The sequence below is a fragment of the Enterobacter sp. MGH 33 genome (genome assembly GCF_000534535.1).
Lineage (GTDB): Bacteria > Pseudomonadota > Gammaproteobacteria > Enterobacterales > Enterobacteriaceae > Enterobacter > Enterobacter hormaechei_C.
The window spans coordinates 1,696,315-1,722,494 of sequence record NZ_KI973212.1 but is presented as its reverse complement, the minus strand read 5'-3'; the positions used below and the strand labels follow the sequence as shown (position 1 = coordinate 1,722,494).

Genomic DNA, 26,180 nt, shown 5'->3' with positions numbered 1-26,180 from the left:
GAATACTCCTGATTATTTTTAACGGTGAATGCTGAATTGTAGTCCGGGATTTTGCAGGGTTCCGCTCTCGGTGTACCATCCCGACAGACCTTAAATTCAACATTAACCCGGAAGAAAAAATGACCTCGCGAGTGATTGCCCTGGATTTAGACGGAACACTGCTTACCCCTCAGAAAACCCTGCTCCCCTCTTCTCTTGAGGCCCTCAAACGAGCCCAGGAAGCGGGGTATCAACTTCTCATCGTAACGGGTCGACATCACGTAGCCATTCATCCTTTTTATCAGGCACTGGGCTTAGATACACCTGCAATTTGTTGTAATGGCACCTATTTGTATGATTATCAGGCAAAAAAGGTTTTAGCCTCCGATCCGCTTCCCGTTACGCAGGCGCTGCAATTGATTGATTTACTGGATGAGCATGCCATTCACGGCCTGATGTATGTGGACAACGCCATGGTGTATGAACGCCCTACCGGCCATGTGATCCGCACCAGCAACTGGGCTCTGTCTCTGCCGGAAGCGCAGCGTCCGGTGTTCACTCAGGTTTCCTCCCTGCGCCAGGCGGCGGAAGACGTCGACGCAATCTGGAAATTTGCCCTGACCGATGAAGACACCGCCAAACTGAATACTTTCGCAAAACATGTCGAGCATACGCTGGGTCTGGAATGTGAATGGTCCTGGCACGATCAGGTGGATATCGCCCGCAAAGGCAACAGCAAAGGAAAGCGTCTGACCCAGTTCGTCGAATCGCAGGGCGGATCAATGCAGGACGTAATTGCCTTCGGCGATAACTATAACGACATCAGCATGCTGGAAGCGTCCGGAACGGGCGTGGCGATGGGTAATGCCGATGACGCGGTGAAAGCGCGCGCTGACGTGGTGATTGGCGATAACACCACCGACAGCATCGCGCAGTATATTTATACCCACCTGCTGTAATCAGGCGGTGATAGAAACGCTCTTGATTTGCGCGTAAAGCCACAGGCCAGGCTTGATGCCTAGCTCATCCCTGGCCCACGGGCTGATGCGCGCCCACAGCGTTCTGTTGCCTACTTCCAGCTGCACTTCCACCTGGCCGTTATCATCAAAACACTGCGCCACTTTTGCGCGCAAAATATTGCGGATACTGGTTTGCAGCGGCGGTTGCAGGACCAGGGAGACATCCGACGCCTGAATGCGGATCCGTAACGTGGACTGAATCGGCGTATCGATTTTATTCACCCACAAATGCTGATCGCCCAGCGCCAGCGCGGTCATCGTGTAGTGCGGATGGTGCTCCAGCACGCTCACCTTCAGAATGCTGCTCTGCTGCTCCTTTGGCAGCCATGGATGCATAACGCTGCTGCCCCACACCTCCTCCAGATTGCCGAATGCCTTCACCCTGCCCGCTTCCAGCACCAGCACTTTGTCGGCCAGATGTAAAATCTCATCCAGCGAATGGCTGACGTAGAGCATTGGCACATTGATTTCCCGCGCCAGACGTTGCAGATACGGCAGCAGCTCGCGCTTGCGCGGAATATCCAGCGAGGCCAGCGGCTCATCCAGCAGCAACAGTTCCGGCGCGGTTAACAGGGCGCGGCCAATCGCCACGCGCTGTTTTTCACCACCCGACAGCGACGACGGCAGACGATCCAGCAGCGGTTCGATGCCCAGCAGCGCCACCAGCTTATCGAACTGTCCGGCCATGTTTTTTGCCATGCCGTAACGCAGGTTCCCGCGAACGCTGTAGTGCGGAAACAGGCGCGCATCCTGAAACACATAGCCGATACGGCGTTTGTCCGGTGACAGGCAGACCTTCTTCTCCGCGTCATTCAAGACGCGGTTATTTAACACAATACGGCCAGACTGGGGACGCGTCAGGCCGCTAATCGCATTAATCAGCGACGTTTTCCCCGCCCCGGACACGCCAAAAATGGCGGTGATACCGCTGGCAGGCAGCGTTTCGTTCAGCGTCAGGGTGTGGCTGCCCAGGGTTTGCGTAAAGTTGAGTTCCAGCATCACGATTTCCCCATCCGTTCACGGCTGAGGCGCGCCAGCCACTCAGACACCAGCAGCGAGACCAGAGCGAGCACAATCGAAATAATACACAGCCGGGCCGCCGCACCTTCGCCGCCCGGGGTCTGAATCAGGGTATACATGGCCGACGGGATGGTCCGCGTCTCGCCGGGAATGTTCGACACAAAGGTGATGGTCGCGCCAAACTCACCCAACGAGCGGGCGAAGGCTAACACCGTACCGACAATAATGCCCGGTAACGTGAGAGGAAGCGTAATGGTCAGGAATACCCGCCAGCGGCCTGCGCCCAGCGTGCGGGCGGCCTGTTCTAACCGGATATCCACCCCTTCCAGCGCCAGGCGGATAGCGCGCACCATCAGCGGGAAGGACATTACTGCCGCGGCCAGAACCGCGCCGCGCCAGCTGAAAGCAAAGGTCAGTCCGAACCAGTCGTACAGCCATTCGCCGATAAAACCGCGTCGCCCCATGGAGATCAGCAGCAGATATCCGACCACCACAGGCGGTAAGACAAGCGGAAGATGGAGAACACTGTCGAGCAGGGCTTTGCCTGGAAACTTCACGCGAACCAGTAACCAGGCAAAGAACACCCCAAAGGGCAAACTCAGCGCAACCGCCAGGGAAGAGACTTTCAGGCTCAGCAGCACGGCCTGCCATTCAGGTTCGGTCAATATCATTCGTGAGTCGTAAATCCGTAACGTTTAAAGATCGCGGACGCTTCCGGCCCCTTCAGGTAGTCAACAAAGGCCGTCACGGTCGCATTTTTATGTCCATCAACTATCGCAACAGGATATTCTACTTTCTTATGCGAGTCTTCCGGGAAGGTGCCCACCACCTTCACACCTTTACTGGCGACGGCATCGGAGCCGTAAACGATCCCGAGTGGCGCTTCGTTACGCTCCACCAGCGCCAGCGCGCCACGCACATCTTCTGCGGGAGCCAGCTTCGGCGATAAGGTCTCCCATGCACCCAGTTTTTGTAGCGCTTCTTTCGCATAAATCCCGGCAGGAACATGCTCCGGATCGCCTACCGCCAGACGGCCACCGTTGAGCAGACGGGTCCAGTCCGTCTGTTTGTTGATGGCGATGTCGTCCTGCTTGCTGTTTGTGGGCGCGACCACCACCAGGCTATTTCCCAGCAGCGTTTCGCGGGTAGCCGTATCAACAGATTTTTTCTCCACCGCGTAATCCATCCATTTCTGATCGGCAGAGATGAACAGATCCGCGGGTGCCCCCGCTTCAATCTGGCGGGCCAGCGTGGACGAGGAGGCAAACGACGAGACCACCTCGACGTTTTTCTCTTTTTTGTATACCGCAGCAATATCCTGCATCGCGTTAGTCAGCGACGCCGCCGCAAAGACCGTGATTTTTCCTTCATCCGCCAGTGCGTGGGCGGTGAGTGAGAGAGTCAGCGTTGCCCCTGCGAAAAGGCGTACCCATGAACGTGCCATTTGAAGCTCCTGTGCGTGTCGTTATATACAAATAAATATAACGACATATCGCAGGCGTTCCTAGCGCTAAATCGTACCCATTAATGCGTAAACTCAAGGAACGTTGTAAAAGATATCGGCGGGAAAGGAATAAACTTGAGAGCAAAACGCCCGGGCTGGCCGGGCGTTTTGGAGGAAATCATTGCTGCTTTTTAGGCTGGTCACGACGATGACCAATGTTCGAAAAGACGTTGAACACTTCACCCAGGCCGTAGATGGCACCGAGGATGATAGCCATCACTACTGGCACCATGATTACCGCGAATACCAGACTTTTCAACAACTCTAACATGGTTTTCTCCAGATCTTGTGAACGGCTTATTCTACCCTGAAAAGTAAGAAAAACATCCCCTTTTGTGCGGTGCGCTTTCCGCCCCCGGGCATTTGGGTCACAATAGCCTTTTTACCGGGACACTGTTATGCAGGCCGAAATTCTCCTCACCCTACGACTTCAGCAGAAGCTTTTCGCCGATCCGCGACGCATCGCCCTGTTAAAACAAATAGAACAAACTGGCTCGATTAGCCAGGGCGCCAAAAACGCCGGTATCAGCTATAAAAGCGCCTGGGATGCGATTAACGACATGAACACCCTGAGCGAACACACGCTGGTTGAGCGCGCCACCGGCGGGAAAGGCGGCGGCGGCGCCGTGTTGACGCGTTACGGGCAACGTCTGATCCAGCTCTACGATTTACTGGCGCAGATCCAGCAAAAAGCATTTGATGTGCTGAGCGATGACGACAACCTGCCGCTTGACAGCCTGCTGGGCGCCATCTCCCGTTTCTCTTTGCAGACCAGCGCCCGCAACCAGTGGTTTGGTACGGTGACGGGGCGCGATCATTCGCAGGTGCAGGAGCATATAGAGATCCTGCTTGCGGACGGTGCGACGCGCCTGAAAGCCGCCATCACCGCGCAAAGTGGTCAACGCCTTGGGCTGAACGAAGGACAGGAGGTGCTGGTATTACTCAAAGCGCCCTGGATCAGCATCGCACTCAACCCTGAGCAGGCCGCAGAGGCCGACAACCAGCTACGCGGGTGTATCAGCCACATCGAGCGCGGCGCAGAACAATGTGAAGTGCTGATGACCCTGCCGGATGGACAGTTGCTCTGCGCCACCGTTCCGGTGAACGACGCGACCGAATTAGACGAAGGTGCTGTGGTGACCGCATATTTCAATGCAGACAGGGTAATTATCGCCACATTGTGCTAAGCGCATTGACAACCCTGCTTACACTGAGTATCCCTGACATCTGTTGCTGCAAAAAATGGGATAACACATGTCATCATTGCATATTTCGCAAGGCACGTTTCGTCTTAGCGATACCCGTACCTTATCGCTGCCAGAGTTAACCCTTCGCGCCGGAGAAAGCTGGGCGTTTGTGGGCACGAATGGCAGCGGAAAATCCGCGCTGGCCCGCGCTCTGGCAGGCGAATTAACCCAACTGAAGGGTGAACGTCGGTGCACCTTTACCCGGCTGACGCGCCTTTCCTTCGAACAGCTGCAAAAGCTGGTCAGCGATGAGTGGCAGCGTAACAATACCGATTTGCTCAGCCCCGGCGAAGAAGATACCGGCCGCATGACGGCGGAAATTATCCAGGATGAGATAAAAGATCCTGCCCGCTGTCAGCAGCTGGCGGAGCAATTTGGCATTACCGCCCTGCTTAATCGCCGCTTTAAATACCTTTCAACCGGTGAAACGCGCAAAACGCTGCTGTGTCAGGCGCTGATGAGCGAGCCGGAACTCCTGATCCTGGATGAACCGTTTGACGGACTGGATGTGCAATCCCGCGCGCAGCTGGCAGCGTTGCTGGCGTCGCTTAACCAGCAGGGATACACGCTTGTGCTGGTTCTTAACCGCTTTGATGAAATCCCGGATTTCGTACAGTATGCGGGCGTGCTGGCGGACTGTAGCCTGACCGAAACCGGCGAGAAAGCCGTACTGCTTCGGCAGGCGCTGATTGCGCAGCTGGCGCACAGCGAGAAACTGGACGGTATTGCCCTGCCGGAGCCGGATGCGCCTTCAGCACGCCACGGGCTGGACCCTGACCAGCCGCGCATTGTGCTGCGCGATGGGGTGGTTGCTTACGACGATCGCCCTATTCTTAATCACCTCAGCTGGACGGTTAATCCTGGTGAGCACTGGCAGATCGTCGGCCCCAACGGAGCGGGTAAATCCACGCTGCTGAGCCTGATCACCGGGGATCACCCGCAGGGATACAGCAACGATCTCACCCTGTTCGGCCGTCGCCGCGGCAGCGGGGAAACCATCTGGGATATCAAAAAGCACATCGGCTATGTCAGCAGCAGCCTGCATCTGGACTACCGGGTGAGCACCACGGTGCGAAACGTGATCCTCTCTGGCTTCTTCGACTCCATTGGTATTTATCAGGCGGTATCCGACAAGCAGCACAAGCTGGCGCAGCAGTGGCTGGATATTCTGGGTATGGATAACCGGGTCGCCGATGCGCCATTCCACAGCCTGTCGTGGGGGCAGCAGCGGCTGGCATTGATCGTCCGCGCGCTGGTCAAGCATCCTACGCTGCTGATTCTTGACGAACCGTTGCAGGGGCTGGATCCGCTCAACCGTCAGCTGATCCGCCGCTTTGTGGATGTCCTGATTAGCGAAGGTGAAACCCAGCTGCTGTTTGTGTCCCACCATGCTGAAGATGCCCCGTCCTGCATCACCCATCGGCTGGAATTTGTCCCTGACCGCGAGCAATACCGCTACCTGCTGAGCAAAATCGATTAACGCGTGGAGGGCGCTGCCCTCCGCTTTTCAGACAACCTGCAACAATACATCTCTATCTCTTTGATCTACAATGCTCTCAGTCTGAGAAAAAGCGCGTGTGAAAACCAGTGTAAACGATACCAATATTTTATCCCATGTCACACTTTTCGCGTCTCTGATATGCTATGGTTAATTCATACCATAAGCCTAATGGAGCGAAATATGCGAGTTCTGGTAACAGGTGGTAGCGGTTACATAGGAAGTCATACCTGTGTGCAACTGCTGCAAAGCGGCCACGATGTCGTCATTCTTGATAACCTGTGCAACAGTAAGCGCAGCGTGCTGCCGGTCATTGAACGTCTTTCGGGCAAACAGCCGACTTTCGTGGAAGGCGACATCCGCAATGAAGCGTTGATGACTGAAATCCTTCACGATCACGCGATTGAAACCGTTATCCACTTCGCTGGCCTGAAAGCGGTTGGCGAATCGGTGGCAAAACCGCTTGAGTACTATGACAACAACGTCAACGGTACCCTGCGTCTGATCTCCGCCATGCGTGCGGCCAACGTTAAAAACTTTATCTTCAGCTCCTCCGCGACCGTCTACGGCGATCAGCCAAAAATTCCTTACGTTGAAAGCTTCCCGACCGGTACGCCGCAAAGCCCGTATGGCAAAAGCAAGCTGATGGTAGAGCAGATCCTGACCGACCTGCAAAAAGCCCAGCCTGAATGGAGCATCGCATTGCTGCGCTACTTCAACCCGGTTGGCGCGCATCCGTCAGGGGATATGGGCGAAGATCCGCAGGGCATTCCTAATAACCTGATGCCGTATATCGCGCAGGTTGCCGTAGGGCGCCGCGATTCCCTGGCGATTTTTGGTAACGATTATCCCACCGAAGATGGCACCGGCGTGCGCGATTACATTCACGTCATGGATCTGGCCGACGGCCACGTGGCGGCGATGCAGCAGCTGGCGGATAAACCGGGCGTGCATATTTACAACCTCGGCGCCGGGATCGGCAGCAGCGTGCTGGACGTGGTGAATGCCTTCAGTAAAGCCTGCGGCAAGCCGGTGAAGTATCACTTCGCTCCCCGCCGGGATGGCGACCTCCCGGCTTACTGGGCCGATGCCACCAAAGCGGATAAAGAGCTTAACTGGCGTGTCACCCGCACGCTTGATGAAATGGCACAGGATACCTGGCACTGGCAGTCGCGCCATCCGCAAGGCTATCCAGATTAAGGATTTGTCATGACGCAATTCAATCCCGTCGATCACCCGCATCGTCGTTTTAACCCGCTCAGCGGGCAATGGATATTAGTTTCACCGCATCGCGCCAAGCGCCCCTGGCAGGGGGCGCAAGAGACGCCGGCTAAACAGACGCTGCCGCAGCATGATCCGGACTGTTTCCTCTGCCCGGGCAATACGCGCGTGACGGGCGATAAAAACCCGGACTACCAAGGCACCTTCGTGTTTACTAACGACTTTGCCGCGCTGATGACCGATACGCCGGACGCGCCGGAAAGCCATGACCCGCTGATGCGCTGCGAAAGCGCCCGCGGCACCAGCCGCGTGATCTGCTTCTCGCCCGATCACAGCAAAACGCTGCCGGAGCTGAGCGTGGAGGCGCTGAAAGAGGTGGTCAGCACCTGGCAGGCGCAAACCGCAGAGCTGGGGCAGAGCTATCCCTGGGTGCAGGTGTTCGAAAACAAAGGCGCGGCGATGGGCTGCTCCAACCCGCATCCGCACGGTCAGATCTGGGCGAACAGCTTCCTGCCGAATGAAGCCGAGCGTGAGGACCGACTGCAAAAAGCGTATTTCGCCCAGAACGGTTCGCCGATGCTGGTGGATTACACCCAGCGTGAGCTGGCGGATGGCAGCCGTACCGTGGTGGAAACCGAGCACTGGCTTGCGGTGGTCCCTTACTGGGCGGCGTGGCCGTTTGAGACGCTGCTGCTGCCTAAAGCCCATGTTCAGCGCATTACCGAACTCAGCGACGCCCAGCGTGACGACCTAGCGCTGGCGCTGAAAAAACTGACCAGCCGCTACGACAACCTCTTCCAGTGCTCCTTCCCCTACTCCATGGGCTGGCACGGCGCGCCGTTTAACGGCGAAGAGAATCAACACTGGCAGTTACATGCACACTTCTACCCGCCCCTGCTGCGTTCTGCGACGGTACGTAAATTCATGGTGGGCTATGAAATGCTGGCGGAAACCCAGCGCGACCTGACGGCGGAACAGGCGGCAGAACGTCTGCGTGCCGTTAGCGACGTCCATTACCGCGAATCAGGAGTCTAAAAATGAGTCTGAAAGATAAAACACAATCCCTGTTTGCTGAAAAATTTGGCTACCCTGCCACCCATGTTATCCAGGCGCCTGGCCGCGTTAATCTGATCGGCGAGCACACCGACTATAACGACGGTTTTGTCCTGCCGTGTGCCATCGACTACCAGACGGTGATCAGCTGCGCGAAACGCGACGATCGTCATGTGCGAGTGATCGCCGCGGATTACGGCAACGAAATTGACGAATTTTCCCTCGATGCGCCGATCGTGACCCACGACAGCCAGCAGTGGTCGAACTATGTTCGCGGCGTGGTGAAGCACCTGCAAAAGCGTAACAAGAATTTCGGCGGGGCCGATCTGGTGATCAGCGGCAACGTGCCGCAGGGGGCGGGATTAAGCTCTTCCGCATCGCTGGAAGTGGCGGTCGGCACCGTGTTCCAGCAGCTTTATCATCTGCCGCTGGACGGGGCGCAAATCGCCCTCAACGGTCAGGAAGCGGAAAACCAGTTCGTAGGCTGCAACTGCGGCATTATGGATCAGCTGATTTCCGCGCTGGGCAAGAAAGAACATGCTTTGCTGATTGACTGCCGCTCCCTCGGGACCAAAGCGGTTCCGCTGCCTAAAGGGGCGGCTGTGGTGATCATCAACAGCAACTTCAAACGCACCCTGGTGGGCAGCGAGTACAACACCCGTCGCGAACAGTGCGAAACCGGCGCGCGCTTCTTCCAGCAGCCAGCCCTGCGTGATGTCTCACTTGATGAATTTAACAAGGTTGTCCACGAGCTGGACCCGGTTGTCACGAAGCGCGTGCGTCATATACTGACGGAAAATGCCCGTACCGTAGAAGCCGCCTCCGCGCTGGCAAAAGGTGACCTGAAGCGGATGGGCGAGCTGATGGCCGAATCGCATGCCTCCATGCGTGACGATTTCGAAATCACCGTGCCGCAAATCGACACCCTGGTTGAAATCGTGAAAGCCACGATTGGCGACAAAGGCGGCGTGCGTATGACCGGCGGCGGATTCGGCGGGTGCGTCGTCGCCCTGGTGCCGGAAGAGCTGGTCCCTGCCATTCAGGACGCGGTGGCTAAACAGTACGAAGCCAAAACGGGCATCAAAGAAACTTTCTATGTCTGTAAAGCATCACAAGGAGCCGGACAGTGCTAAACGAAACACCGACACTCGCACCGGATGGTCTGCCGTATCGCCTGTTAACCCTGCGCAACAGCGCCGGGATGGTGGTTACGCTGATGGACTGGGGCGCAACGTTACTTTCTGCCCGCGTACCGATGCCTGACGGCAGCGTGCGCGAAACCCTGCTTGGCTGCGCATCGCCGGAGCAGTATATCGAGCAGACTGCTTTTCTGGGCGCATCCATAGGCCGCTACGCTAACCGCATCGCCAGAAGCCGGTTTACGCTGGACGGCGTAACGTATTCCCTGCTTGCCAGCCAGGGCGAAAATCAGCTGCACGGCGGCCCGGAAGGGTTTGATAAACGTCGCTGGAAGATTGTGCAGCAAAATGACGGTGAGGTCTGGTTCTCTCTGGACTCCCTCGATGGAGACCAGGGCTTCCCGGGCAATCTCACCGCAACCGCGCGCTTCACCCTGACCGAAGATAATCGCATCGCCATTGAGTACCGCGCGACCGTCGATAAGCCGTGCCCGGTCAACCTGACTAACCACGCCTATTTCAACCTTGACGGTAATCAGACCGATGTCCGCAGCCACAAACTCCAGATCCTGGCGGATGAGTATCTGCCGGTCGATGAGATGGGTATCCCTTATCAGGGGCTGAAACCGGTAAGCGGAAATAGCTTTGATTTCCGTCAGCCGAAAACCATTGCTCAGGATTTCCTGAGTGATGACGATCAGCGCAAGGTGAAAGGCTACGACCACGCGTTCCTGTTGCAGGCAAAAGGCGATCTTTCTCAACCTGCCGCACAGGTCTGGTCTGCTGATGAGAAGTTACAGATGACGGTCTACACCACCGCCCCCGCCCTACAGTTCTACTCCGGTAACTATCTGGAGGGTACCACGGCGCGTGAACATGACGCCTACGGCGCCTGGCAAGGACTGGCGCTGGAGAGCGAGTTCCTTCCGGACACGCCTAACCATCCTGAATGGCCGCAGCCGGACTGCGTGCTACGTCCGGGTGAAGAGTACGTAAGCGTCACCGAGTATCATTTCATTCCGCGCGCTTAATGTCCGGCGGCGCACGGGCCTACGAATATAGGCCTGATAAGCGAAGCGCCATCCGGCAAAAAAGACTGGCCCTCATCGCGAGGGCTTTTTTATCTCCGCCTTGCTGAAAATAGCGGCGATCGCAGACAAAATCATAACCCTGGATTCACATGCATCTTACACTCTCGAACTATTTTCGCTATGGTTAGGGTTAAGCGTTGCTGCTGGCACAGTCACGGCAATATAATGAGAATTGTTATCATTCAAAATGCTTGAGGAGTAAGAAATGGCTAATACTAAGCTTGTCCTGGTGCGCCACGGCGAAAGCCAGTGGAACAACGAAAACCGCTTCACCGGTTGGTATGACGTTGATCTGTCCGAGAAAGGCGTGAGCGAAGCAAAAGCGGCAGGTAAACTGCTGAAAGAAGAAGGCTTCACCTTTGACTTTGCTTACACCTCTGTGCTGAAACGTGCCATCCATACCCTGTGGAACGTTCTGGACGAGCTGGATCAGGCCTGGCTGCCGGTTGAGAAATCCTGGAAACTGAACGAGCGTCACTACGGTGCGCTGCAAGGTCTGAACAAAGCGGAAACCGCAGAAAAATACGGTGACGAGCAGGTTAAGCAGTGGCGTCGTGGTTTTGCGGTCACGCCTCCAGAGCTGAGCAAAGATGACGAGCGCTACCCGGGCCACGATCCGCGTTACGCGAAGCTGACTGAGGCTGAACTGCCGCAGACCGAAAGCCTGGCGCTGACCATTGACCGCGTTGTGCCTTACTGGAACGAAACCATTCTGCCACGCCTGAAAAGCGGCGAGCGCGTCATTATCGCTGCTCACGGTAACTCCCTGCGTGCGCTGGTGAAATACCTGGACAACATGGGTGAAGATGAAATCCTCGAGCTGAATATCCCTACCGGCGTGCCGCTGGTGTACGAGTTCGACGAAAACTTCAAGCCAGTTAAACATTACTACCTGGGTAACGCCGACGAAATCGCTGCAAAAGCGGCGGCCGTGGCGAACCAGGGTAAAGCGAAGTAATATTCCCCGGACATAAAAAAAGCGTGGAGCAATCCACGCTTTTTTATTGCCCGGGACAAACTTAGCCGCGACGCGCTTTAACCGCATCCGCCAACTGACGCAGGATCGCATCGGTATCGTCCCAGCCAATGCAGGCATCCGTCACGCTCTTACCGTAGACCAGCGGCTCACTGCCCTCCAGGTTCTGGTTGCCTTCCACCAGATGGCTCTCAATCATCACCCCAATCACTGCGCGTTCACCGCTGGCGATTTGCTGACACACATCTGCGCCGACTTCCATCTGCTTTTTAAACTGTTTGCTGGAGTTGGCATGGCTGAAATCGATCATCACCTGCGGTGCCAGACCCGCTTTCTCCAGCCCTGCTTTTACCTCCGCTACGTGTTTAGCACTGTAGTTAGGCTCTTTACCGCCGCGCAGTATAATATGGCAATCGCCATTACCGCTGGTATTCACGATAGCGGAGTGGCCCCACTTGGTCACCGACAGGAAGCAGTGCGGCGCGCCAGCCGCATTAATGGCGTCAATAGCGACTTTAATGGTGCCATCAGTGCCATTTTTGAAACCCACCGGGCATGACAGGCCAGACGCCAGCTCACGGTGAACCTGAGATTCCGTCGTACGCGCGCCAATAGCGCCCCAGCTCATCAGGTCAGCCAGATACTGCGGGGTGATCATATCGAGGAATTCTCCGGCAGCAGGCAGCCCGCTGTCGTTGATCTCCAGCAGCAGCTTACGCGCAATGCGCAGGCCGTCGTTAATCTGGAAACTGTTGTCCATATGCGGATCGTTGATCAACCCTTTCCAGCCCACGGTGGTACGCGGTTTTTCGAAATAAACGCGCATCACGATTTCCAGTTCGCCTTTCAGCTCTTCACGCAGGGCGAGCAGACGCGACGCATACTCTTTGGCCGCAGCAGGATCGTGAATGGAGCACGGCCCAATGACTACCAGAAGACGATCGTCGCTACCTTTCAGGATCTTGTGGATCGCCTTGCGGGCATGAGACACCGTGTTGGCGGCATTTTCGGTGGCGGGGAATTTTTCAAGGAGCGCTACGGGAGGTAATAACTCATTGATCTCGTTAATGCGTAAATCGTCGTTCTGATAATTCATCTTCTTTCCGGCTCTGCCATATCTTTAGTAATGAAAGCAATCCTTTCAATCTAACTTGTCGGCCACGAAGTGTAAACGGGCTTTTACACTTCGCGCAGATAATTCCTGGAATTCGCCTAAAATACACAACAAAATAGCGAAAAATGAGATCTCGCCTAAGCTTTTTACTTGTAACGACTGTTTTTAAATATTTATACGCGATTCCATCCTGACATAAATCAGGAAACTGGGATCTTTCGCCACTGAACAAGATGCACTGTTGGAGAATGTTATCCAGCGTAACGATAAGAACAGGAGCACCATGATGAAAATGACGAAACTGACTACGCTTTTCCTGACGGCAACCCTTACTCTGGCAAGCGGTAGCGTACTGGCTGCTGACGCAGGCTCATCCGGCAGCAACGGCGACGCGAATGCCGCTGCCGAAGCAGGCCAGGTTGCGCCGGATGCAAAACAGAATATTGCGCCAAACAATGTTGATAACAGTAATATCAACACGGGCAATACCAACACCGGCGGGACGAACACAGGCACGATGAACCATGAGGGTATGACTACCGACGAGGTTCATAAAAACTCAGTGTGTAAAGACGGGAAATGCCCGGACCCGAATGACAAAGTAGGCAGCGATGCCAATACCAAAACGGACGGTACTACCCAGTAACCTTCCGTAAGGTAAAACAGGGAGAGCGAATGCTCTCCTTTTTTATTTAAGCTCTTAAAAACGCTAAACTAAAAATAATAATAAATCAGGAACGATACCATGGCGCACTCCCACTCCCATTCCCACTCCACTGGCGATGAAAATGCCAAACGGCTTCTGCTGGCTTTTGGCGTCACTGCCACCTTTATGATAATTGAGGTAATAGGCGGGCTGATATCCGGATCGCTGGCGCTGCTGGCCGATGCCGGGCATATGCTGACCGACGCTGCCGCGCTCCTGTTTGCTCTGCTGGCCGTGCAGTTTGCCCGTCGCCCTCCCAATACCCGCCACACCTTTGGCTGGCTCAGACTGACCACGCTTGCCGCCTTTGTGAATGCGATTGCACTGGTGGTGATTACTCTTCTTATCGTCTGGGAGGCTTTTCAGCGCTTTCGGCATCCACAACCGATAGCCGGGACGACAATGATGGTTATCGCCATTGCCGGGTTGGTCGCCAATATTCTGGCGTTCTGGATATTGCACCGCGGCAGCAGTGAAAAAAATCTGAACGTACGGGCCGCGGCGCTTCATGTGCTGGGCGATCTGCTGGGTTCCGTAGGGGCCATCGTAGCCGCGCTGATCATTATGGGCACGGGCTGGACTCCCATCGACCCGATTCTTTCCGTGCTGGTATCGTGCCTTGTATTACGCAGTGCCTGGCGGCTGTTGAAAGAGAGCGTCAATGAGCTGCTGGAAGGCGCTCCCACGTCGCTGGATATTGGCGAGCTAAAACGCAATCTGTGTCGTTCCATTCCTGAAGTCCGTAACGTTCACCACGTTCACGTCTGGCTGGTGGGTGAGAAACCGCTTATGACGCTGCACGTTCAGGTTATTCCGCCCCACGATCACGATGCGTTGCTTGAACGTATTCGGCACTTCCTTGAGCATCACTACGAAATTGCGCACGCCACCATCCAGATGGAGTATCAGCCATGTAACGGGCCAGACTGTCACCTGAACGAGGCGCAGTCCGGCCACTCACACGCCCATCACCATTAACGGGAAAGCGCGCGCGAGCCACGCTCACGCGCGCTGTTAATCCACATGCGACTGCCGTTCAGGGCAATGACCGTCAGCAGCATGTACTCCAGCGACATGGCATAAACACCCTGGCGGGCAAAAATCACCACGCTAATGACGTTGATGACCACCCACAGCAGCCAGTTCTCAACGTATTTACGGGTCATCAGGATCATTGCGGCAATCGACAACACCATCATGCAGGAATCCCAGAACGGGAAGGCATCCGGCTGAAGCTCAGGCATCGTCACATTTAATCCCAGACCCGACATGACCGAGACCGCCACGCGCGTCAGGAAGGCAAATACCGGATCAATAAAGACGGTCATAAAGCCGATAGCCACCACGCAGGCCGCGAACCAGGCGATGGCTTTTGGCAACGGCAGCCAGCGGATTTGCAGTTCCGCCTCCTGCTGACTGTTTTGCCGAGACCAGGCGTACCAGCCATAGATATTGGCTGCGAAGAAGAACAGCTGTAGAAGCAGGCTGGCGTAGAGCTGGATCTGGAAGAAGATGATCGCAAACAGCGTGACGTTTATCAGCCCGAACGCATAGTTGCTGATCTTCTCAAGGCTGGCCAGCCAGATACAGAGTAAACCGGCCAGCGTACCCACCGCTTCAATCCACGACAGGTCATAGCCGCCCGCACCAATCGGGATATGAACCAGGATGTTCTGTGTGCTAAAAAAATCCATTTTTTCTCCGGGGCGTAATAAGTTAAGTACGTAGTGTAGCCGCAAAATCCAGCATACGGTTAAGTGGAATTAACGCGCCTTCACGCAGAGCGGCATCCACATGGATCTCATGCGCTTCGCCACCGTTCTCCAGGCCCTCCGCAATCGCTTTGAGCCCATTCATCGCCATCCACGGGCAATGCGCGCAGCTTCGGCAGGTCGCCCCTTCTCCGGCGGTCGGCGCTTCGAGCAACGTTTTTTCCGGCACGGCCTGCTGCATCTTGTAGAAGATACCGCGATCGGTCGCCACAATGAGCTGCTTGTGTGACAGGGTTTTCGCAGCATGAATGAGCTGGCTGGTTGACCCGACGGCATCCGCCATGTCGACGATGGACTGCGGGGATTCCGGGTGCACCAGAATCGCGGCGTCCGGATATAACCCTCTCATGCGCGTCAGGGCCTGGGTCTTAAACTCGTCGTGAACGATACAGGCGCCCTGCCAGCACAGCACATCCGCACCGGTTTGTTTTTGTACATAGTTTCCCAGGTGACGATCGGGCGCCCAGATGATTTTCTCCCCCAGGCTGTCCAGATGCTCAATCAGCTCAACGGCGATACTGGAGGTCACTACCCAGTCTGCCCGGGCTTTCACCGCCGCAGACGTGTTGGCATAGACCACCACGGTACGATCAGGGTGGGCATCACAGAAGGCGGTGAACTCATCAATCGGGCAACCGAGGTCAAGGGAGCATTCGGCATTCAGCGTCGGCATCAGTATGGTTTTTTCCGGGCTGAGAATTTTTGCCGTTTCGCCCATGAAGCGCACACCTGCAACCAGCAGCGTGGAGGCAGGATGTTTTGCACCGAAACGCGCCATTTCCAGGGAGTCTGAGATACAGCCGCCCGTCTCTTCTGCCAGCTGCTGAATTTCCGGGTCGGTGTAGTAATGCGCCACCATCACCGCATCACGCTCTTTAAGCAGGCGCTTAATTTTTTCACGATAGAACTGTTTTTCATCCCGGCTTAGCGGAGCGGGCTTCGGCGGGAAGGGATAGATTGCGGTTTCGGGATCAAACATCACACTCATTATGGCTTCTCGTTTTACTGGCTTAACAATATTGCCTTTGTTTTGCATGAGATAACAAAAATGAGGCAATGGTGTTTTGTATACTAAACAAGATAGCGAATTTGAGGAAGAATGTCATCGGGAATTGATGCCGGTAGCATCTGTCGGGTGGCGGCTTCGCCTTACCCGACCTACAAGGCACTGGCGAACGACAGATAGCAAAAAGGCGCCTTTAGGGCGCCTTTCAACACTGGTGGGTCGTGCAGGATTCGAACCTGCGACCAATTGATTAAAAGTCAACTGCTCTACCAACTGAGCTAACGACCCGAGTGGTGGGTGATGACGGGCTCGAACCGCCGACCCCCTCCGTGTAAAGGAGATGCTCTACCAACTGAGCTAATCACCCACTCTGTACTGCCAGAACTGCTTTAAGTGGTGGGTCGTGCAGGATTCGAACCTGCGACCAATTGATTAAAAGTCAACTGCTCTACCAACTGAGCTAACGACCCACTTTTGCGCTGCTTTCACGTTGTTTGATATCCCGTGGCAACGGCGGCATATATTACTGATTTAAGAATTCTGCGCAACAAAAATTTCGATGAAGATCACTTAACTGCTTAGGAATCATGCTGCACGACCAGAAATGACGCGATTTCTGGTCATGCGATAATCAACCCATCGAACTCAAACGTTTTTGCGCTTGTTTGGCGCCGTCTGTACCCGGGAATTTTGCAACCACCTGCTGATAAACCGCTTTGGCTTTTGCAGTGTCGCCTTTGTCCTGCATGATCACGCCGACTTTATACATCGCATCAGGCGCTTTCGGTGATTTCGGGTAATTTTTCACCACAGAGGCAAAATAAAACGCCGCATCATCCTTTTTACCCTTGTTGTAATTCAACTGACCCAGCCAGTAGTTCGCATTTGGCTGGTAAGTGGAATCAGGGTACTTCTTAACGAAGTTCTGAAACGCAACGATAGCATCGTCCTGGCGCGATTTGTCCTGCACCAGGGCAATGGCCGCGTTGTAGTCCGTATTCGCGTCACCGCTCTGTACAGGCGCACCAGACGACGCGGAGGCATCTGCCGCAGGTGCAGGCGTTGCCGCACCGCTTTGATCGCCTGCTGCTGGCTGTGCTGCTGCTCCGCCGCTGTTCAGGCTATCCATCTGCAACAAAATTTGCTTCTGGCGCTCCACAACCTGATTAAGCTGATACTGACTCTCCTGGATCTGACCACGAAGGGAATCAATATCATTCTGGTTATCGGAAAGCTGCTGCTGGAGTTGAGTTAAAAGCTGGCTGTGAGCGTTAGAAATACGCTCGAGTTGAGTGACCCGGTCTTCTACCGAGCCTGAGCCGACACTACTGATTGGTGCCTGAGCAAAAGCGGCCCAGGGGGCCGCTATTCCAACCAGTAACGACAGACTCATCAGATGATGTCTGAAGTTACTGCTCATGCAATTCTCTTAGTAAACGAGTACGGCACGACGGTTTTTGGAGTAAGCCGCTTCGTCGTGACCCAGTACTGCTGGTTTTTCTTTACCGTAAGAAACGATGGAGATCTGGTCAGCAGAAACGCCTTTACCCTGGAGGTACATTTTAACAGCGTTTGCACGACGTTCACCCAGGGAGATGTTGTACTCTGGAGTACCACGTTCGTCCGCATGACCTTCTACGGTGACTTTGTAAGACGGGTTGCTACGCAGGAAGTTTGCGTGCGCATCCAGCATTGCAGCGAAGTCAGAACGGATGTCGTATTTATCCAGATCGAAGTAAACGATGTTGTTCTGCTGTAACTGCTGCATCTGAAGACGCGCTTGCTCTTCAGAAGACATATTGCCATTGCCGTTAGCGTCCATACCGGTGCCGGCACCCATCATGCCTTCGCCGCTCTGGTCATTGCTTGCATTCTTGTTAGAAGAACACGCTGCGATTGCCATAACAGGCAGAGCGATCATCAGCCCCTTCAGCACTTTGTTCAGTTGCATTTCTAAGATTCCTTTAGTAATCAATTAATTATTATTACAGATACGGCGACCAGGCAGGTGATTTTACCTGTCCATCAGTTGCCGGAAGACGCGCTTTGAAACGCCCATCTGTAGAAACCAGATTCAGCACGGATCCCATCCCCTGAGAAGAGCTGTAGATTACCATGGTGCCGTTAGGTGCCAGACTTGGCGTTTCATCCAGGAACGTTGACGACAGTACTTGTACGCCCCCCGTTACCAGATCTTGTTTGGCAATGTGCTGCTGACCACCCGCAGTACTGACCATTACCATCGTTTTACCATCGGCACTGACGTCAGCATCCTGGTTCTGAGAACCTTCCCAGGTAATACGCTGCGCTGCTCCGCCGTTGATATTCACTTTATAAACTTGTGGACGACCTGCCTGGTCAGACGTAAAGGCCAGATTCTGGCTGTCCGGGAACCAGGTTGGCTCAGTGTTGTTGCTACGACCATCCGTGACCTGACGGATCTGACCAGAACCAATATCCATCACGTACAGGTTCAGGCTACCGGTTTTAGACAGGGCAAACGCCAGTTTGGTACCGTCCGGAGAGAACGCAGGCGCACCGTTGTGACGCGGGAATGACGCAACCTGACGCACAGCACCGTTAGAGAGCGTCTGGATAACCAGCGCGGAACGGCCGCTTTCGAAGGTCACGTACGCCAGCTTAGAGCCGTCCGGAGACCATGCCGGAGACATCAGCGGCTGTGGTGAACGGTGTACGGTGAACTGGTTGTAGCCATCGTAATCAGAGACGCGCAGCTCATAAGGGAACTGGCCGCCGTTGGTCTGTACTACGTACGCGATACGAGTACGGAACGCACCTTTAATACCGCTCAGCTTCTCAAACACTTCGTCACTCGCCGTATGGCCTGCGTAACGCAGCCACTGCTTGTTCACCTTATACGTGTTTTGAGCCAGAACGGTACCCGGCGCACCGCCGGTATCCACCAGCTGATAAGCAACGTTATAGCCGCCGTCTGGCGCAGGAGTAACCTGTCCGACAACCACGGCATCAATGCCCAGTGCAGACCATGCAGCAGGTTGAACTTCCTGAGCGGTACCCGGCTGCTGCGGCAGACGAGAACGATCTAAGGGGTTAAATTTACCGCTGTTACGCAGGTCAGCTGCAACAATGCCGCCAATATCTTCAGGCGCAGCGCCCGGGCCTGCCCACTGGAACGGAACGACACCGATTGGACGCGCTGAGTCGTTCCAGTCGGTAATGTCGATGCTTACTGTGGCATGCACTGCTGACGTCAACAGTACTAAAAAACCAAAAGCTAATCGTAATGCCTGCTTCATCATATCTCCCTTATCCGAACAATAAGTCCTGGATAATTTAGCAGAAGGTTAACAAACTCAAATACACAAAACTATCAGAACCCGATAACCGCAGCTCTGCTTATGGCTTAAAGTTCAGCGAAGCGTCTTTGAACACTTCATAGACAGCCTGTGACGGAGGTTTTGGCAGTTTTGCCTGATTCACTGCCACAAGTGCAGCCTGGCATAATGCGTCATCGCCTCCTTCAGACTCAACGCTCAGCACGGTACCATCAGTATGCAGTTTAATATGCAGTCTGCATGTTTTCCCTGTATACAATGATTTATCGTTAAGCCTGCTGGATATAGCCGCAGCAATCTGATTCTTATAGTCGTTGATCTCAGCGCCAGAAGCACCGTTGTTCTTAGTGTTACCACTTCCTGCCGGTGCTGCGTTACTTCCTTTCGCCCCACCGCCCGTTTTCGGTGCATTCTTACCAGAACTCAGGTCGCCAATGATATCGTCAGCGGTGGCTGCTTCAGCGGCAGCTTTTTCAGCAGCGGCCTTCCTGGCAGCGGCTTTTTCAGCGGCAGCTTTCTTGTCGGCTGCGGCTTTTTCGGCAGCAGCTTTTTTAGCTGCGGCAGCTTTCTCGGCAGCCGCTTTTTTATCAGCCGCAGCTTTTTCAGCGGCAGCCGCTTTTTCAGCCGCAGCCTTCTCGGCAGCAGCCGCTTTCTTCGCAGCATCGGCAGCAGCTTTCTTCTCTGCTTCCTGAGCGGCTTTCTTCGCGGCTTCTGCTTCCGCTTTCTTCTGGGCATCAGCAGCGGCTTTCTTCGCAGCTTCTGCTTCCGCTTTTTTCTGAGCATCAGCAGCGGCTTTCTTCGCCGCGTCAGCCGCTAATTTCGCCTGTGCGTCAGCCTGCGCTTTTGCATCAGCCGCGGCTTTGGCTGCCGCCTCTTCCGCCTGCTTCTGCTGTTCCTGCGCCTTCTTCGCTGCGGCTTCAGCCTGTTTCTGCTGCTCCGCCTGCTCTTTAGCGGCTTCCTGCGCCTGCAAACGCTCTTTCTCAAGCTGCTTCAGACGTTCCTGCTCGGCGGCCTGCTTTTCACGCAGCTCTTCCGCCTGCTGTTGCGCCTGTTTTTCACGCTGTTCTTCCGCGCGTTTTGCGCTCGCCTGCTGCTGTTGCTGGCGATTATAGTTCTGCACTACCGCACCGGGATCCACCATGACGGCGTCGATGGACGAGCCCCCACCGCCGCCTGATGCATCAAGGTGCTCATCGAACGAACTCCAGATCAGCGCTGCAAAAAGAATTACGTGCAGCACTGCGGAGACGATTATCGCTCGCTTAAGCTTGTCGTTCTGTTCGGTTGCCTTTGACACTATCGGTTCCCAAAAACTACGCAGATGATCAAATAGGCTGAGTCATTAAGCCAACTGACTTAACGCCCGCGCTATGTAGCAAGTTCAGCGCTTTGATAATTTCATCATATGGTACGTCTTTCGCACCACCGATTAAGAAGACCGTCTTCGGATTTGACTCCAGGCGTCGTTGCGCTTCAGCAATAACCTGCTCTGGCGGAAGCTGATCCATACGATCTTTCTCTACCACCACGCTGTACTGCCCTACGCCGGAAACCTCAATGATGACCGGAGGATCGTCATTGGTGCTTACCGCCTGTGATTCTGTCGCATCCGGCAGATCAACTTCCACGCTCTGGGTGATGATGGGCGCCGTCGCCATAAAGATCAGCAGCAGCACCAGCAGCACGTCCAGTAACGGAACGATATTGATTTCGGACTTGAGCTCGCGACGACCTCGTCCACGCGATCTGGCCATGGTTTACCCCTTGTTGCTCTCGGTGCTGGTAAACGCCTGACGATGCAGAATCGCGGTGAACTCTTCCATAAAGTTGTCGTAGTTCAGTTCCAGTTTGTTCACGCGCTGGTTCAGACGGTTGTACGCCATTACCGCCGGAATTGCGGCGAACAGACCGATTGCGGTCGCGATCAGTGCTTCTGCGATACCCGGCGCAACCATCTGCAACGTTGCCTGCTTCACCGCCCCAAGGGCGATAAAGGCGTGCATGATCCCCCACACCGTACCAAACAGGCCGATATACGGGCTGATGGAGCCAACGGTTCCGAGGAAAGGAATATGCGTTTCAAGATTTTCCAGTTCGCGGTTCATGGAGATGCGCATCGCACGCGACGCCCCTTCTACCACGGCTTCCGGCGCATGGCTGTTAGCGCGATGTAAGCGAGCGAACTCTTTGAAACCGCTATAGAAAATTTGTTCGGAGCCTGAAAGGTTATCACGGCGTCCCTGGCTTTCCTGGTACAGACGCGAAAGCTCAATACCCGACCAGAACTTATCTTCAAACGCTTCGGCTTCGCGGCCAGCGGCATTGAGGATACGCGTTCTCTGGATGATGATGGCCCAGGATGCGATTGAAAAACCAATCAAAATCAACATGATAAGTTTAACCAGAAGGCTTGCCTTCAGGAACAAATCAAGGATATTCATGTCAGTCACTGCTTAAACTCCGCGACAATAGACTTAGGAAGCGCACGAGGCTTCATTATGGTTGGATCAACACAGACAATCAGGACTTCAGCTGAGTTCAGTACCGTGTTCTCTGCATTGACTATCCGCTGCGTGAAAACCAGTGAAGTTCCGCGCATTGATGTAATTTCTGTTTGGACTTCGAGCATATCGTCGAGTCTGGCAGGCGCAAAATACTCAAGCGTCATCTTGCGTACCACGAAGGCAACTCGCTCAGCCAACAGCACCTGTTGACTAAAGTGATGATGGCGCAGCATCTCTGTGCGTGCCCGTTCATAAAAAGCAACGTAGCTGGCGTGGTAGACCACACCACCGGCATCGGTATCTTCGTAATAGACACGTACCGGCCATCGAAACAGCGTTGTATTCACTTTACATCCCGGTAATACAAGAAAAGTTGGAGCTTTCAAACTTCGCTACTATACGCGCGGGAATGATGGTTTGGAATGGGAGAAAGTAAACGGAGAGTAAATTTTTATGGGCCAGGGTAAGCCCATAACGTTAACGGACATTTCTTATTCAGAAGAAGAAGAAAATCAAACCGGCGAGGAGAACCAGATCGGCAATCATTGGGCAGAAGATGCCCTGCCAGTGTAGCGCTTTCGGACGAAAGCCGACACCGTGAATCACGCCTGCGCACACCGCCCACATAATCAGGAAGCCGTGCCAGATTTCAAGCTCGCTGGTTTTCGCCGCGAAGCGCGACGGGTCCCAGAAGATACAGCCTGCCAGCAGTAATGCCATAATGAGGGAAAGCGCCCTCAAAGGGCGCTTATCCATTACCGCATATAACGTTGCGATAATATTCATTAGTGCTTTTCTTCACCTGCTTTGGTCGCTTCTACATGCTCAAGCGCCAGGGCAGTGATGACACCAAACGCACAGGCAAGAAGCGTCCCTAAAATCCATGCGAAATACCACATATTCAGCTCCTTACTTAGTACATAGAGTGGGTGTTGCTTTCGATATGTTCTTTAGTGATACGACCGAACATTTTCCAGTAACACCAGATGGTGTAAGCCAGAACAATCGGAACGAACACGCAAGCCACATAGGTCATTAAGTTCAGCGTCATATGGCTGGACGTTGCATCCCACATGGTCAGGCTGGCATTCATCATGGTGCTGGATGGCATCACGAACGGGAACATCGCAATACCGGCCGTCAGGATGATGCACGCCAGCGTCAGGGAAGAGAATACGAACGCCAGAGCGCCTTTCTCCAGACGAGACGTCAGCACGGTCAGCAGTGGCAGCAGCACACCCAGAGCCGGGATAGCCCACAGCACAGGGGTATTGTTGAAGTTCACCAGCCATGCACCGGCCTGACGCGCCACTTCTTTGGTCAGCGGGTTAGACGGTGCAGCATGGTTGATAGCGGACGTCACCACGTATCCATCAATACCATACACCACCCACACGCCTGCCAGAGCGAAGCAGACCAGCGTCACCAGCGCTGCCACCTGAGCGGTAGCGCGGGAACGCAGATGCAGTTCACCTACGGTACGCATCTGGAGATAGGTTGCCCCCTGGGTGATGATCATCGCCACGCTCACCACGCCTGCCAGCAGACCAAACGGATTCAGCAGCTGGAAGAAGTTACCGGTGTAGAACAGACGCATATATTCGTCGACGTGGAACGGTACGCCCTGCAACAGGTTACCGAACGCCACACCAATGACCAGCGGTGGAACGAAGCTACCGATGAAGATGCCCCAGTCCCACATGTTACGCCAGCGGGTGTCTTCAATCTTGGAACGGTAGTCGAAACCCACCGGACGGAAGAATAAAGAAGCCAGCACCAGAATCATCGCCACATAGAAGCCGGAGAACGCAGCCGCGTAGACCATCGGCCAGGCAGCGAACAGCGCGCCGCCTGCGGTGATCAGCCACACCTGGTTACCGTCCCAGTGCGGGGCGATGGAGTTGATCATGATTCGACGCTCGGTGTCATTACGACCGAGGAAACGGGTGAGCATGCCCACGCCCATGTCGAAACCATCGGTGACCGCGAAACCAATCAGCAGAACACCGATCAGCAGCCACCAGATAAAACGCAATACTTCATAATCGATCATTTGATGACTCCTGTCTTAGCGTGCCGGCTGAGTAGTCGCAACAGACTGCTCGTAGTGGTAGCGACCGGTTTTCAGGCTGCTTGGGCCAAGGCGCGCGAACTTGAACATCAGGAACAGTTCAGCCACCAGGAACAGGGTGTACAGACCGCAAATGAGCAGCATGGAGAAGATCAGGTCGCCTGCGGTCAGGGAGGAGTTCGCTACCGCTGTTGGCAGCACCTCACCGATCGCCCACGGCTGACGGCCATATTCCGCAACAAACCAGCCGGACTCGATAGCAATCCATGGCAGTGGGATACCGTACAGCGCGGTGCGCAGCAGCCATTTTTTCTCACCGATACGGTTACGAATGACTGACCAGAACGAGGCCGCGATGATCAGCAGCATGATAATGCCGCAACCCACCATGATGCGGAACGCGAAGTACAGCGGCGCAACGCGTGGAATAGAGTCTTTGGTTGCCATCTGAATCTGCGCTTCCGTCGCGTCGGAGACGTTCGGGGTATAGCGTTTCAGCAGCAGACCGTAACCGAGGTCTTTCTTCACGTCGTTAAATTGATCGCGAACGGCCTGGTCGGTAGAGCCGGCGCGCAGCTGTTCCAGCAGCGAGTAGGCTTTCATCCCGTTACGGATACGCTCTTCATGCTGCACCATCAGATCTTTCAGGCCAGTCACCTGTTTGTCGACGGAGCGCGTGGCGATAATACCCAGAGCGTAAGGAATTTGAATGGCGAAGCGGTTTTCCTGCGCTTCCTGGTCAGGCACGCCGAACAGGGTAAACGCTGCCGGTGCCGGCTGGGTTTCCCATTCAGCTTCAATTGCGGCGAGTTTGGTTTTCTGCACGTCGCCCATTTCGTAACCGGATTCATCACCCAGAACAATCACGGACAGAATCGCGGCCATACCGAAGCTTGCTGCGATAGCAAAAGAACGCTTGGCGAACGCGAAGTCACGGCCGCGCAGCATATAGTAGGAGCTGATGCCCAGCACGAACATCGCGCCGCACACATAGCCAGACGCCACGGTGTGAACGAATTTAACCTGGGCAACCGGGTTCAGGACCAGCTCAGCGAAGCTGACCATCTCCATACGCATGGTTTCGAAGTTGAAATCAGATGCGATTGGGTTTTGCATCCAGCCGTTCGCCACCAGGATCCACAGTGCGGACAAGTTGGAGCCTAATGCCACCAGCCAGGTTACCGCCATATGCTGGACTTTACCCAGACGGTCCCAACCGAAGAAGAACAGACCTACAAAGGTGGATTCGAGGAAGAAGGCCATCAGACCTTCAATGGCCAGCGGCGCACCGAAAATATCCCCTACATAGTGGGAATAGTAAGACCAGTTTGTCCCGAACTGGAACTCCATGGTCAGACCGGTTGCCACGCCCAGCGCAAAGTTGATACCAAACAACTTGCCCCAGAACTTGGTCATATCTTTATAAATCTGTTTGCCGGAGAGGACGTAAACCGTTTCCATGATGGCCAGCAGGAACGCCATACCGAGCGTCAGCGGCACAAACAGGAAGTGGTACATCGCGGTCAAGGCAAACTGTAAGCGCGACAGTTCGACTACGTCTAACATTATGACTCCTTGCTCATCGCATGAAGACTCCGAGAGTGAACCCCGTTAGATAAGGATCCACACGCATGCCCCAATACAAAGTTATCTGCTTCCCTTCTTCGTTGCTTATTCTCTTCAGGAGGAAAAAGCAATGATGAAAGGTTACAAATACGTTAAGAAAAAACCAAATTGATCCCGTAAATATAATACGCTGCAAAACCCTTACAATAAACAGGTTTTTATTCGAACAGATTTACGTTTTTCGACGGCGATCAATTTATAGCAAAATTACCACTTTTCGGCCATTTTGATCGGGAACAATTTAACGCCTTTCGGAGGCTTTTTCCAAGGATTAAACATTGATTTAAATCAAAAACAGTCAGAGCTGTTAATGATGT

28 protein-coding genes and 3 tRNA genes are annotated in these 26,180 nt (G+C 54.5%); 10 read left to right on the top strand and 21 right to left on the bottom strand.

Features of this window, described 5'->3' with window-relative positions; genetic code table 11:
* Nucleotides 1-119 precede the first annotated feature (119 nt).
* Complete coding sequence (locus L379_RS15750) at nucleotides 120-938, top strand: pyridoxal phosphatase (protein WP_017384949.1); 819 nt, start codon at nucleotides 120-122, stop codon at nucleotides 936-938.
* Here the strand turns inward: L379_RS15750 and modC are convergent, their stop codons facing one another.
* From modC to L379_RS15770, 4 genes are all read right to left on the bottom strand, one after another.
* On the bottom strand, nucleotides 939-1,997 hold the full coding sequence (gene modC, locus L379_RS15755; protein WP_032653015.1) for a molybdenum ABC transporter ATP-binding protein ModC: 1,059 nt from the start codon (nucleotides 1,995-1,997) through the stop codon (nucleotides 939-941). It abuts the gene before it with no gap.
* Nucleotides 1,997-2,689 carry a molybdate ABC transporter permease subunit gene (modB, locus tag L379_RS15760; protein ID WP_003858545.1) on the bottom strand — a complete coding sequence of 231 codons (693 nt, stop codon included), beginning with the start codon at nucleotides 2,687-2,689 and terminating at the stop codon, nucleotides 1,997-1,999. Before modB ends, modC begins: the two co-directional genes overlap by 1 nt.
* Nucleotides 2,686-3,462 carry a molybdate ABC transporter substrate-binding protein gene (gene modA / locus L379_RS15765; RefSeq protein ID WP_017384951.1) on the bottom strand — a complete coding sequence of 259 codons (777 nt, stop codon included), beginning with the start codon at nucleotides 3,460-3,462 and terminating at the stop codon, nucleotides 2,686-2,688. Before modA ends, modB begins: the two co-directional genes overlap by 4 nt.
* Before the next feature lie 178 nt (nucleotides 3,463-3,640).
* On the bottom strand, nucleotides 3,641-3,793 hold the full coding sequence (locus L379_RS15770) for an AcrZ family multidrug efflux pump-associated protein (RefSeq protein ID WP_003858549.1): 153 nt from the start codon (nucleotides 3,791-3,793) through the stop codon (nucleotides 3,641-3,643).
* A gap of 127 nt (nucleotides 3,794-3,920) precedes the next feature.
* Here L379_RS15770 and modE point away from each other — a divergent pair, with 127 nt between their 5' ends.
* From modE to gpmA, 7 genes are all read left to right on the top strand, one after another.
* Nucleotides 3,921-4,709, top strand: a complete 789-nt coding sequence (modE, locus tag L379_RS15775) for a molybdenum-dependent transcriptional regulator (RefSeq protein ID WP_032653013.1) — start codon at nucleotides 3,921-3,923, stop codon at nucleotides 4,707-4,709.
* 67 nt (nucleotides 4,710-4,776) lie between these two features.
* Entirely contained in the window at nucleotides 4,777-6,249 is a 1,473-nt protein-coding gene (gene modF, locus L379_RS15780) for a molybdate ABC transporter ATP-binding protein ModF (protein WP_032653011.1), read from the top strand.
* Between the two features lie 201 nt (nucleotides 6,250-6,450).
* Nucleotides 6,451-7,467, top strand: coding sequence for a UDP-glucose 4-epimerase GalE (gene galE, locus L379_RS15785; protein ID WP_003858554.1), 1,017 nt, complete (start codon nucleotides 6,451-6,453; stop codon nucleotides 7,465-7,467).
* A gap of 9 nt (nucleotides 7,468-7,476) precedes the next feature.
* Complete coding sequence (galT, locus tag L379_RS15790; protein WP_017384954.1) at nucleotides 7,477-8,523, top strand: galactose-1-phosphate uridylyltransferase; 1,047 nt, start codon at nucleotides 7,477-7,479, stop codon at nucleotides 8,521-8,523.
* A gap of 2 nt (nucleotides 8,524-8,525) precedes the next feature.
* Nucleotides 8,526-9,674: a galactokinase gene (gene galK, locus L379_RS15795; RefSeq protein ID WP_032653009.1), complete on the top strand. Its 1,149-nt coding sequence runs from the start codon at nucleotides 8,526-8,528 to the stop codon at nucleotides 9,672-9,674.
* Nucleotides 9,668-10,711, top strand: coding sequence for a galactose-1-epimerase (gene galM / locus L379_RS15800; protein ID WP_023303316.1), 1,044 nt, complete (start codon nucleotides 9,668-9,670; stop codon nucleotides 10,709-10,711). The genes galK and galM overlap by 7 nt, the downstream gene beginning before the upstream one ends.
* Nucleotides 10,712-10,976: 265 nt before the next feature.
* Nucleotides 10,977-11,729, top strand: coding sequence for a 2,3-diphosphoglycerate-dependent phosphoglycerate mutase (gene gpmA, locus L379_RS15805; protein WP_006809557.1), 753 nt, complete (start codon nucleotides 10,977-10,979; stop codon nucleotides 11,727-11,729).
* Between the two features lie 61 nt (nucleotides 11,730-11,790).
* Here gpmA and aroG read toward each other — a convergent pair whose 3' ends face one another.
* The gene (gene aroG, locus L379_RS15810; protein ID WP_032653008.1) at nucleotides 11,791-12,843 is read right to left on the bottom strand and encodes a 3-deoxy-7-phosphoheptulonate synthase AroG; all 1,053 of its coding nucleotides are present in this window, start codon (nucleotides 12,841-12,843) and stop codon (nucleotides 11,791-11,793) included.
* Between the two features lie 304 nt (nucleotides 12,844-13,147).
* On the opposite strand from aroG, the gene L379_RS15815 reads away from it, so the two are divergent.
* Nucleotides 13,148-13,507: a protein YbgS gene (locus L379_RS15815; protein ID WP_003858566.1), complete on the top strand. Its 360-nt coding sequence runs from the start codon at nucleotides 13,148-13,150 to the stop codon at nucleotides 13,505-13,507.
* A 99-nt stretch (nucleotides 13,508-13,606) separates the two neighbouring features.
* Nucleotides 13,607-14,545, top strand: a complete 939-nt coding sequence (zitB, locus tag L379_RS15820; protein WP_017384958.1) for a CDF family zinc transporter ZitB — start codon at nucleotides 13,607-13,609, stop codon at nucleotides 14,543-14,545.
* Here the strand turns inward: zitB and pnuC are convergent.
* The 16 genes from pnuC to cydA form a co-directional block, all read right to left on the bottom strand.
* On the bottom strand, nucleotides 14,542-15,261 hold the full coding sequence (gene pnuC / locus L379_RS15825) for a nicotinamide riboside transporter PnuC (RefSeq protein ID WP_023296141.1): 720 nt from the start codon (nucleotides 15,259-15,261) through the stop codon (nucleotides 14,542-14,544). The genes zitB and pnuC overlap by 4 nt on opposite strands.
* A gap of 22 nt (nucleotides 15,262-15,283) precedes the next feature.
* Nucleotides 15,284-16,327 (bottom strand): quinolinate synthase NadA, encoded by a 1,044-nt coding sequence (gene nadA / locus L379_RS15830; protein WP_032653006.1) that lies wholly within the window; start codon nucleotides 16,325-16,327, stop codon nucleotides 15,284-15,286.
* Nucleotides 16,328-16,557: 230 nt separating this feature from the next.
* Nucleotides 16,558-16,633, bottom strand: a tRNA-Lys gene (locus L379_RS15835).
* A gap of 3 nt (nucleotides 16,634-16,636) precedes the next feature.
* Nucleotides 16,637-16,712, bottom strand: a tRNA-Val gene (locus tag L379_RS15840).
* A 27-nt stretch (nucleotides 16,713-16,739) separates the two neighbouring features.
* A tRNA-Lys gene (locus L379_RS15845) sits at nucleotides 16,740-16,815 on the bottom strand.
* Nucleotides 16,816-16,976: 161 nt separating this feature from the next.
* Complete coding sequence (cpoB, locus tag L379_RS15850) at nucleotides 16,977-17,765, bottom strand: cell division protein CpoB (RefSeq protein WP_003858574.1); 789 nt, start codon at nucleotides 17,763-17,765, stop codon at nucleotides 16,977-16,979.
* A 9-nt stretch (nucleotides 17,766-17,774) separates the two neighbouring features.
* Nucleotides 17,775-18,296: a peptidoglycan-associated lipoprotein Pal gene (gene pal, locus L379_RS15855; protein WP_003858578.1), complete on the bottom strand. Its 522-nt coding sequence runs from the start codon at nucleotides 18,294-18,296 to the stop codon at nucleotides 17,775-17,777.
* A 34-nt stretch (nucleotides 18,297-18,330) separates the two neighbouring features.
* Nucleotides 18,331-19,623, bottom strand: a complete 1,293-nt coding sequence (gene tolB / locus L379_RS15860) for a Tol-Pal system beta propeller repeat protein TolB (RefSeq protein ID WP_032653004.1) — start codon at nucleotides 19,621-19,623, stop codon at nucleotides 18,331-18,333.
* Nucleotides 19,624-19,723: 100 nt separating this feature from the next.
* Nucleotides 19,724-20,959, bottom strand: a complete 1,236-nt coding sequence (tolA, locus tag L379_RS15865) for a cell envelope integrity protein TolA (protein WP_032653002.1) — start codon at nucleotides 20,957-20,959, stop codon at nucleotides 19,724-19,726.
* 28 nt (nucleotides 20,960-20,987) lie between these two features.
* Nucleotides 20,988-21,416, bottom strand: a complete 429-nt coding sequence (gene tolR / locus L379_RS15870) for a colicin uptake protein TolR (protein ID WP_003858589.1) — start codon at nucleotides 21,414-21,416, stop codon at nucleotides 20,988-20,990.
* Between the two features lie 3 nt (nucleotides 21,417-21,419).
* Complete coding sequence (tolQ, locus tag L379_RS15875) at nucleotides 21,420-22,112, bottom strand: Tol-Pal system protein TolQ (protein ID WP_003858590.1); 693 nt, start codon at nucleotides 22,110-22,112, stop codon at nucleotides 21,420-21,422.
* Entirely contained in the window at nucleotides 22,109-22,513 is a 405-nt protein-coding gene (gene ybgC, locus L379_RS15880; RefSeq protein ID WP_003858593.1) for a tol-pal system-associated acyl-CoA thioesterase, read from the bottom strand. Before ybgC ends, tolQ begins: the two co-directional genes overlap by 4 nt.
* A 148-nt stretch (nucleotides 22,514-22,661) precedes the next feature.
* A complete protein-coding gene (gene ybgE / locus L379_RS15885) occupies nucleotides 22,662-22,952 on the bottom strand; it encodes a cyd operon protein YbgE (protein WP_032653000.1) in 291 nt (96 codons plus the stop codon).
* Complete coding sequence (gene cydX, locus L379_RS15890) at nucleotides 22,952-23,065, bottom strand: cytochrome bd-I oxidase subunit CydX (RefSeq protein ID WP_003858598.1); 114 nt, start codon at nucleotides 23,063-23,065, stop codon at nucleotides 22,952-22,954. The genes ybgE and cydX overlap by 1 nt, the downstream gene beginning before the upstream one ends.
* A gap of 14 nt (nucleotides 23,066-23,079) precedes the next feature.
* Nucleotides 23,080-24,219, bottom strand: coding sequence for a cytochrome d ubiquinol oxidase subunit II (gene cydB, locus L379_RS15895; RefSeq protein WP_023303309.1), 1,140 nt, complete (start codon nucleotides 24,217-24,219; stop codon nucleotides 23,080-23,082).
* A gap of 15 nt (nucleotides 24,220-24,234) precedes the next feature.
* Nucleotides 24,235-25,803 carry a cytochrome ubiquinol oxidase subunit I gene (gene cydA, locus L379_RS15900; protein ID WP_003858601.1) on the bottom strand — a complete coding sequence of 523 codons (1,569 nt, stop codon included), beginning with the start codon at nucleotides 25,801-25,803 and terminating at the stop codon, nucleotides 24,235-24,237.
* Nucleotides 25,804-26,180: the final 377 nt, after the last annotated feature.